A 10,237-nucleotide genomic window follows, 5' to 3' on the forward strand; every position below is an offset into this window, starting at 1 on the left:
TGATGTGTTTGAGGAATTTTGGATTGTAGGTGGATGTTTGCAGTAAATTCGCCGATCGCCCAACTTAGCACTGATATCAAATCCGTTAGCATCGGAATAGTAAATTCGTGTTCACTGTTCACTGTTCACGGCGTCAACAGTCAACCGTCAACCGTCAACATCATGTATGAGTGTAACCGGAAATGATATGACAGGGTATCGAAGATGAACCACGCACTCAAGAATCAACGCGCACTGATTACCGGAGGCAGTCGCGGCCTTGGGGCTGCGATCGAAAGCAGCGTTTGACCCGTGAAAGCGCTGATGTTGCCTTTGATTATACCAATTCGCCCGATCGCCCAATTTAGCACAGACGTGGCGCTCAGCTTTCGATCGCACCTTCGTGAGTCCGCGCACCATTTCCCCAATTGTTGGGCGTGAACTCGGTTTCGATCGTCGGACGCTTAAACAATTTACCAATTACCAATTACCAATTACCAATTACTAATTACCAATTACCAACTTGCGTTATTTCTGTTTTAGGACTACCAACGTAATGTCGTCAAAAACTTTATGTTTGTCAATATGTTCCAGCAGATTATCAATTACTGCTTGTCGAATTTCTTCAGCGGTTTTCTGGCGATTTTCTTTGGTCACTTGGCACAATCTTTCTATCCCGTAATACACTTTATTTATATTTACAGCTTCGGTAATTCCATCTGTGTAAAGCACTACTACATCCCCTGAATTAAGATGCACTTGAACTTGGGAAACAAAATCAGCAATATCTTCCTCTAATCCCAGAGGAAAGCCGAGTTCCATTGTATCGATCCGTTCGATGTTACCATCAGTACGGACTACAATTATTTCTTCATGTTGACCGCTGAGGGTAAGGTTACTATCTTGATAATCTAACAAAGCCAAGGTCATGTTTCTAGACGAGTCGATGCGCTCGATATTGCCATAAAGGGTGCGGTTTAACACATCAAGAAACTTCACCGGATCGGTTTCGTTCATTTGTTGGAGAGTGCGGACGGCGGTTTGCGCCATAATCATTAATACGCCACTTTCTAAACCATGTCCCGTAACATCGCCGATGCTAATTTTTACCTGATCATTTTGGGTTAGCACGTCGTAGTAGTCGCCACCAACTTCATCGGCAGGTTGCATATATCCAGCTATTTCTAATCCTTTAATTTTATCAAGTTCTGATTGTTTGGGCAAGATCATTTGTTGCAGTCGTTTCGTGACTTCTAACTCAGCACTGAGGCGGATGTTTTCGGCTTTAAGTTTGTTGTTGAGGCTGCTAATTTCCTGGTTTGCTTGGGCGAGTTGGGCGGTGCGTTGTTGCACCTTTTCTTCTAAAGTTTGATAGAGACGGGCATTTTCGATGGAGATCGCAGCTTGGGCGGAAATGATGTTGAGGACTTCTAAGCGATCGCGCGTAAAAGCCCCCGCTGTTAAATTATTTTCTAGATATAAGATGCCTACCAACTTACCTTGATTAATCAGGGGGCTACACAAAATAGATTTAGGTCGCTGCTGAATAATATACGGGTCAGACGCAAACCTGCTTTTATTCGTTGCATCATCGATCGCAAGAGTTTCTTGCGTGCGTTCTACATAATTAACCAGCGAGATAGGAATCTCTTGACTTTCAGTCGCTGACTTGGAGATTAATTCACATCGTTCACCCGTACATTGAGCTTCTATTTTCCACTTACCTGCTGGGTCAGGTAGGAGGAAATAAAATTTTTCTGCTCCCGCGTTTTCCAGCAAGACTTGCATCAAATTCGAGAGTAACTTATCTAAATGAACTTCCCCTGAGAGCGCTTGGGAGGCTTTGATAATTGTTGATAAATCCAGCTCGTTTGCAGCACCTGAACTGGTAGAAGTTACAGTGGTTCTGCTCTGAATAATCCTTTCGTCTCTTCCACTCGTCAGGCTATTTTTCCTACCGACGATAGGTGCGATTAATTCAGCATGGCGCTCTTCTAAATCCTTAACTTTTGCCTTTGCTCCCCAGCGAATATAAGCATAGTAAGCGTCTATCAGGTAGGTACGCGCTACTTTCTGACGACCTAATGCTAAATAAAATTCTGCTGCTAGTTCATTGGCGAGGGCTTCGTGCTGGACGTATCCATTTTCCTTGGCTCCATCTATCGCCCGGTCGTAATATTCCATTGCTGAGAAAGATTGCCCTAAGACGCGGGCTTTTTCTGCTTCTACTAAGTCATACTTATGCTGGTAATTGGCTGGGCAATGAAACGCCCAATATTTCATCTTTTCCTGATTTTCTTCTACTTGTTTCAGGTATTGTTGCTGCTTTTCCTCAGTTTCCTGAAAATACTGAGCTAAAAGAGCCAGAGAATAGTAATAAACGTGGTTATTAAAACTAATGTTACCTTGAACAAGCATTGAATTATTTAACGCTGTTTTAGCATAAATTATAGCATTTTTATAATCTTTAAATAAATAGCAAAGTAGGGTTTTTGCAAAAAGCACTCTAAATAAAGACATTAAATTATTAATTTTTGTCAAATAAGCAATAGCTTCTCCCTCATTCAAAAATTCACCAGTTAAAATCAGGCTATTATCTGTTATGCCTCGTAAATTTGCGACTAATTGACCAATAATTTTGAGCAGATAAAACTGATGTTCTTGGGAAAACTTATCTGCAAAATCAATATAGTTTTTTTGTTGTTCTTGCACGTAGTCTAGATGCTCGCCATTAAAAAACAGATGAGCGCAGTAGTAATCAGCAGCATGACAAGCATATTCTATATCTCCAAATTCTAAGCCGCTATTAATTGCTTGACGAAGGGGTTCTATAGTTTCCCTAGTATGCTTTTTGAAGTGCGTAATACAGATGGAAACATTAACCAATGTTTTAGAACGAAACTCTTTGGCATCTAACTGCTCTAATACTTGTAAAGAAAGTTCACCAAGTTGATAGGCAAAATCTATATCTGGTATGAGCCAAGACACGAGTATTCCGTAAATAGAATATGCAAAAGTACACTGTGGCGAATTCCCATACTGACGAGAAAGTTCGATCATAGTATATAGAATTGGTAGCGATAGCGGGCTTTCTGCGAAGCAAGCTGGTGGGAAAATCAGAACTAAAAACTGCATAGCCGCCAGCTTGTAGGGATCGGTCATTTCTGGCAGGTTAGCTAACTCCTCAATATTGAGTTCTTGCGGCGGTGATTGAGATATGGTCACTCCCAGCATTTCTAGAACTTGCAGTCCGGTATCTACCGCAGAATTGTTCTGGTTTTTAGCGAGGTTAAGCCTAATTTTCAGTTCGTATAAGTTGACTTGTTCGAGGATGGTTTTGGTTTTTTGGAGAGTGCGATCGCACAAGCTCCCCGCTCGTTCTAAATTGGCATTGAGATATTCGGCTTCCGCCGCTTCCAGATAAAAATCAAATGTCAAATCGTATCGACTTTCCCAGCTATCTTGACTCAGGAGTTCTATACCTACATTCAAATAATTAATAGCGGCTTCATATGCAGTAGCTGCCTTTGCTTTCTGTCCAGCAATCAGGTTTAATTGGGCTAACTCATCTTTTTCTGACTGATTAGTTAGCAAATCTGTGCCAAAATTCAGTTGGTTAACCAGAGCAAAAATATTATCTTTTCGCTCTTGCTCTGTTGTATTATTCAGCAACAGTTGACCAATTTTCAGGTGAGTGGCTTTTTTCTCTGACTCTGGAATCAAAGAATAAGCTGCTTGCTGCACTCGATCGTGCAAAAATTTGTAGTCAACTTTGATATCGCGTACAGATGCCAAATCTTCCTGGGCAAACACTAGAGGAATTTTGTAATTTTCAGACAGCGGCAGAATCAAACCCGCTTGCAGTGCTTCCCACAAATGAGCAGCCGTCGCTATGTTTGATTCTTCATTGACAATTGATAAAACTTCTAAGTTAAATTGGTTGCCGATACAAGCCGCTAATTTTAATGATTTCTGGGTTGTTTCTGGGAGTTTGCGAATATTTCTGGCAACCAGTTCAACGATATTGAAATCTGCGATACCAATCGCCTGTATTTGTTGAATATCCCACTCCCAGCGGTCTATATCTACTTGATAAACCAGCAGATTTTCCGAGTACAGGGTTTTGAGTAGCTGCGTTAAGAAAAACGGATTGCCTTGGGTCTTATTAAAAAGTAACTGTGAAAAAACTTTTATTTTGTCTGAATTTATGCTGGAATCGAGAGTGTCCGCGATTAATTGGTTGACGCTATCCAAAGCCAGCGCCTGAATGGTGATATTATTCACCACCGTTTCAGTTTCTTGAATTTTTTCTATTGTCTGAATTAAAGGATGAACGGGACTGACTTCGTTATCTCGATAAGCTCCAATCGTTAATAAATATTTGCTATCTGGGTCAGTGACTAAGAGTTGGATTAGCTTGAGAGATGCCGAATCTGCCCACTGTAAATCGTCTAGGAATATGACGAGCGGGTGTTCGGGTTGACAAAAAACGCGAATAAATTGTTGAAATACCCGATTAAATCTGTTTTGGGATTCCGATGAACCCAGTTGAGGAACTTCAGGCTGTTTACCGATAATTAGTTCGACTTCCGGGATAACATCAATAATAACTTGACTGTTATTATCTAGCGCTTTTAATAAGTTTGCTTTCCAAATAGCAATTTGTTCGGAACTTTCGGTTAATAGCTGACGAACTAATTCTTGAAATGCTTGGATTAACGCCGCATAGGGAATATTGCGCTTAAACTGGTCAAACTTACCCGCAATAAAAGCTCCCCTAGCTGCTACAATTGGTTTATGAACTTCATTGACGATTGAAGTTTTACCAATCCCGGAATAACCGGAAACTAACATCATCTCGGTGGCACCGAGGCTGACTCGTCCAAAGGCATCTAGAAGAATTTGGACTTCGGTTTCTCTACCATAAAGCTTCTGGGGAATAAGTAATTGGTTGCCGCGATCGCGTTGACCGATGGGAAAATTTTCAATCTTGCCAGTTGTCTGCAATTGCTGCAAACAAGTTTCCAGGTCAAATTTTAATCCCGCCGCACTTTGATATCGGTCTTCCGCATTTTTGGCTAACAGTTTCATCACAATATCTGAAACCGCTTGAGGAATTTCTGCTACCTCTTTAGGTGGGACGGGTTGTTTGGCAATATGACAGTAAACCAACTCCATCGGATCGGTGGTAGTAAATGGCAACTGGTTGGTCAGCATTTCATAGAAAGTCACTCCCAAAGAGTAGAAGTCGGTGCGGTAGTCAATTGCTCGATTCATCCTCCCCGTTTGTTCGGGTGACATATAAGCGAGAGTCCCTTCTAGCAAGTTGGGATTGCTAATGCTTTGGTTTTTCAATTCCAAGCGCGATGAAATACTAAAGTCAGTCAGTTTTACTTTTCCGGTCGCTGGATTGATAATGATATTTGAGGGCTTAATGTCTTTGTGAATGATCGGTACTTGATGGAGATAGCTCAAAGTTTCGGATAGAGCGATCGCTACCCTCAGAAACTCGCTTATTGACAGGTTATTGGCTGCCATAAAATGATAAAGGGATAGACCCCCAAAATCTTCTAATATGAGCGCTACACTATTCTGATAATTTTCTAAGTTGTAAGTTTTGACAATTCCTTCACACTCTAAATTTTGAGTAATTATAAATTCTTGCCTTAAGTTGGTGATTTGTTCAAGGCTAGGATAATCATATTTAATAATTTTAATGATAACTGGTTGTCTGTAACCATCTTTTTTAGCTCTATATACAACAGTCCTTACTCCTTCGTAAATTTTTTCTATAATTTCGTATCCTGAAAGAACGATCATTGTTTTCACCTTACCCTTTTCATTAACTATTCTAAATCACAGGCAGATTCATGGAGAATCTGCCTGTTAGTAAATTTTTACTCACTTTCAAAGCGCGGGTACAACTCTTTAGCAAACAACTCCTGAATCTCTTTCTCGAATTCCGGCGGAGATTGGAAGTTCTTTGCTAATTCCTCGTAATCTTCCGGCAACGAGATTTTGTATTTAGCTGAACGAGGCCCTATTTGTTGTAACCAAGCTGTATGCAATGTGAATGTAAAGTCAAGGGATTTATGGCTGAGTTTGCATTTCGGCCCGCCAGACAAATTGTCAGCCTCGAAAATCCAAATTTCATTTCTTTGGGGAGTGAAAACGGTGCAAACTATATAACCGTCGGTTGAACTACCTTGATTACCGCGACGTGGCATAAACTGCGGTGAACTCACGATGTAGCCAGGATCAAACTGATAGCGATCGGCAATTTCCATCGACTGCGTGTCCAGCCGCAGCAAGCAAGCTGGTACGCCCTTTTCAGCCAGAGCCAGAACATCTGACTGCGGTACTTTCTGATACTTATAATCTCGGTATAAGTGGCACAAAAACTCGGTGGTTAAATCCTTCCACAGTCCGAAAGAAATCCAGTAGATATTATCTAGCTTTCTGGGAGTTTTACCTGACGGTAATCGGTCAAGGTAGGCGTATAATCCCAGCCCCCATGTATATTCGGTATCCCAGATAACTTTTGGCTCGATGGTTTGATCTTGGTTGTTTAGGTCAATTACGTAGCGTCCCAAACGGCTGATGTCCATCTCATTCAGTTCCATCCCAGGCAAGTTTTTAGGCACGGGATTGTGAGGTTGATAAGGGGAAATATCGTATTGACGCAGCCATTCAGCAACGTCCCAAGCACAAATATGAGCTACGTGGAGCGTAATTTTCTCGTTAGGATTTTCATAGTCCACCAAAAAGTGAGCCGCTTCGAGGGGAATTACCACTTTTCGCGCGACAACTTTAACTTCAGGTTCGTTCAAGGCTGGACGCTGCCCCTTCCCCTTTTGCAGATCGCTGCGGCTAACGATATAAATAATAGAATCGGGTGACGGTGGACTTTCTAATAATTCCCTTAAAATTCTTTCTAGCTCTTTGTTTTCTGGAAAAGGATTGGTGAGCAACTGCTCCAGTCCAGTGCTAAAGGCTGTGTCCATCAAAATTACATAATTTTCCGTTACTCCAATCTGATGGATAGTTTGCTTGATGCTGACTGGCGAACCATCAGGATTTACCAGCGTCCACCGCTCCAATTGATTCACTCCATCCCAGCGAATCAGATAGACGAAATCTTCTAAACCCTTAAATTTTTCCCAAAATAGACGAACTCCTGGAAAGCGTTCGTCTATCTTCTCAATGGAAGGTATAGTCTCAAGAAAATTCTCTAACGATCTACCATAATTAACTGCGAACATATCGCCCGTGTAGGTATCAAAAGTAGGATGGGCGGTACTAAAAATGGGTGGAAAAAGATAGGGCAGAGGAGCTTCAGGACGCCACTCTTTATTTGACCCAACTGGCGTCACCAGATGAAGGGTATCGGTATCAATTTCATAAGGACGACCCGCGTCATAAGTTACTAACAAACGCTCCTGTTCGTCTTTTAAGAATTTCACAGGCAGAAAAGCTGTATTTAACTCGTTGCGAGCGCCCAGAAGTAAGGAAAACCTTAAGATCCCATGATTGCGAAATCCCAACTTACTACCCTTAGTTGCCTCGTCAAAATGGTAATCTAGAGGCTTGGCAATCCGCGTTTTCAAAATTACTTGACCCTTTTGATTAAAATCAAGTCGGTAAATCATGCCGTCGCCATTCAAAAATGAGTCTCCGTCGGCAAAAGGAAGACCTCCTGATTCAACGGTTCCTACTGGCGCAACAATGAAGATATAACCCTGTACCTCTTCTGGTAGTTCCCCCTTAATGTTCATTGGAATGTCATCTAGTTCTTCCCGACTGGCGCTCATAATCGACTGAGGAACTGGGGGACAACCTGCTTTGGTATTGCTTTGAGTGGGTTCGTTCATATCACTCTCCTGAATTAAAATGTAATAATGGTAACAGTGTAGATCAGTATTTGACTTATGAATGGGAAATGAGGACTGTAACTTAGATACTATCTTTGATAAATATTTGATATCTATTCTCCCATCCCCTGCGTCAAAGCGCCATGGGAATCGACATTAACTTATTATCGGCTCTCTCGTACTTATGGTGATAACGCAAGCTAATAATTTAGCACGATCGAGGGTTTCAACGTTCAGTCTCAGATACTTAGTATCATCTGCTACTTTTAACACCTAGCATCGGGGAGAGCCGAGGAAAAAATTATGTGATTAATTGATGTTTGCATCGACACTGATGTTATGAATGCTGCACTGGGGCAAGCGTAACAAGCCGCTTTAGCTGTCATATCAAGGTGCGACTCGGCTAAAATGTGGCGCGCCACATTTCTGGGGCAACTGTTCAATTAATGTCATGATATAAATGTGTGGCAATGCTCATACTGACGATCGCCACCAACCAACAACCAATTTGGGCTAGAACTATCAGAAGGTTGCCAGCCTCTGCGCTCTCAAATCGGTTCTATAAAACCGACACATAATGACGATAATTTTAACCAACGACGACGGCATCGACGCTCCCGGCATTCAAGCACTTTTGCAGGCTGTAGAAGGCAAAACAATTATGGTGGCTCCGCAGGGGCAATTGTCCGGCTGCGGGCATCAAGTGACGGCTCACAGTCCGATTCATGTCGATCGGCGATCGTCCGTGGAATATGCTGTAGGGGGAACACCGGCCGATTGCGTGCGTATTGCTCTTCATCACGTTTGTGCGAAGCCGGATTTGGTGCTTTCGGGTATTAACGCGGGTGGCAATTTGGGGGTTGACGTGTATATTTCGGGTACGGTGGCGGCTGTGCGCGAAGCAGCCATGCACGGTATTCCGGGAATCGCAATTTCCCACCGGATTAAAAGGCCGCTCGAAATTGACTGGGATGTCGCTACTCGTTGGACATCGCGGGTGTTGGCGGATTTGCTCAACCGGGAACCAAAGTCGGGGTGTTTCTGGAATGTAAATTTGCCGCATTTAGCGCCGGGAAGTGCGGAACCGGAAATTGTGTTTTGCCGGCCTTCGACGCAGCCGCTGCCGGTGGTGTACCGGGTGGAGGGAGAATACTTTTATTATGCGGGAGAGTACGGCTCGCGCGATCGGGCGGCGGGGACTGATGTTGACGTGTGTTTTGAGGGTAATATTGCGGTGACAGAGATATCCCTGTGATAGATTTGGGCGATCGAACTCTATTTTTTTTCAACCAAGTCTAAATAAATGGTGTTAAAGTCGATCGGCGACGGAATGTTTAATATTCATGGCTAAAAACAGATTTCATTATACTTTCGGTTTAGCATTGCCTATTCCCTAGATATAATAAACCTGTTTTCGCCTTATCCCAAAAGAGGATATTTAAAGTTGTTAAAAATCGATAGTAATGACAATTGAACAAAATTAATCGCAATCCGAAGAGTGGCAGCTATCTCTACTTGCGGCCGTCCGTGCTACCATAATTTTTTTTGTCATCCTTCGGCTTAGCAACACCATCAGGTTGTTTCTTTGGCTTTTTGACTTCTTTATTGCTTTTTCTTTCTTTTGACATGATTTTTCCTCAATTTTGACTCAGCATAACATAGATTGACACATTTGCCTAACTGCCAGTAGAGGGGGTGAACCTAGACAAATATTACTCGCTGTTAGTTTTGTACAATCTTGAGTAGATTATCAACTAGGTTTTGAACAAATAGCCTCTATCGTTAGGCATATCGCTAAATCCCTCACAAGTACAATGTCTGAAATTACTTTTAACTCCGAGCGACTAAAGGAAATCTTAAAAAGCGCGATCGTAGAACTGCTGCGAGACAACCGAGAAAACTTCTCGCTGATTAAGCTGTTGTTTTACATCTAATTTTCATGAAAAATGACAGTAGATAAAATATGGAACTATGGCCATGCCAGCCTTAGCGACACCTGACGGAAAAACAACAACAAATTTGCAGTCTCCGTTTAAAAAAAGCTGTTAGCCACAGTGGACAACAAAAATATTGATTTTAACTATTGATTAACACTTCGGACAGTGTTTGATGGCTTACCTACTGAGAATAACGCTTTCACGGATCTCAGTACGATCGCAACGCTTGTTGAAGCACACCAGAGGCTAAGTAAATCAAGGGTTTCAGACTATAGCAATCCTAAATCATTATCAAGACTATGATACAATTATATGCAATACTTGATTGTAACCATAAAAAAATGAATAACTTACAACTGCCAGAAAAAGATATGGAAAAAGAAATAGCCCAATTAGAAGATTTCATTAAAAGCGATATCGATGCAAGAGAACTAAAACGAGCAATAGCTG

Annotated in this window: 4 protein-coding genes; 2 read left to right on the top strand and 2 right to left on the bottom strand. The window is 42.0% G+C overall.

Annotation, left to right across the window (positions count from 1 at the left end):
• Positions 1-507: 507 nt before the first annotated feature.
• Complete coding sequence (locus tag QUB24_RS27450) at positions 508-5,799, bottom strand: AAA family ATPase (RefSeq protein WP_333156760.1); 5,292 nt, start codon at positions 5,797-5,799, stop codon at positions 508-510.
• A 77-nt stretch (positions 5,800-5,876) separates the two neighbouring features.
• Positions 5,877-7,850: a carotenoid oxygenase family protein gene (locus tag QUB24_RS27455; protein WP_333156761.1), complete on the bottom strand. Its 1,974-nt coding sequence runs from the start codon at positions 7,848-7,850 to the stop codon at positions 5,877-5,879.
• A 577-nt stretch (positions 7,851-8,427) separates the two neighbouring features.
• Here QUB24_RS27455 and surE point away from each other — a divergent pair.
• Together surE and QUB24_RS33700 are read left to right on the top strand one after the other, a co-directional pair.
• Positions 8,428-9,105, top strand: coding sequence for a 5'/3'-nucleotidase SurE (gene surE / locus QUB24_RS27460; RefSeq protein ID WP_333156762.1), 678 nt, complete (start codon positions 8,428-8,430; stop codon positions 9,103-9,105).
• Between the two features lie 559 nt (positions 9,106-9,664).
• A complete protein-coding gene (locus QUB24_RS33700; protein ID WP_445300438.1) occupies positions 9,665-9,784 on the top strand; it encodes a hypothetical protein in 120 nt (39 codons plus the stop codon).
• The last annotated feature ends 453 nt before the right edge of the window (positions 9,785-10,237 follow it).

It is taken from the genome of Microcoleus sp. B9-D4 (assembly GCF_036705105.1).
GTDB lineage: Bacteria > Cyanobacteriota > Cyanobacteriia > Cyanobacteriales > Microcoleaceae > Microcoleus.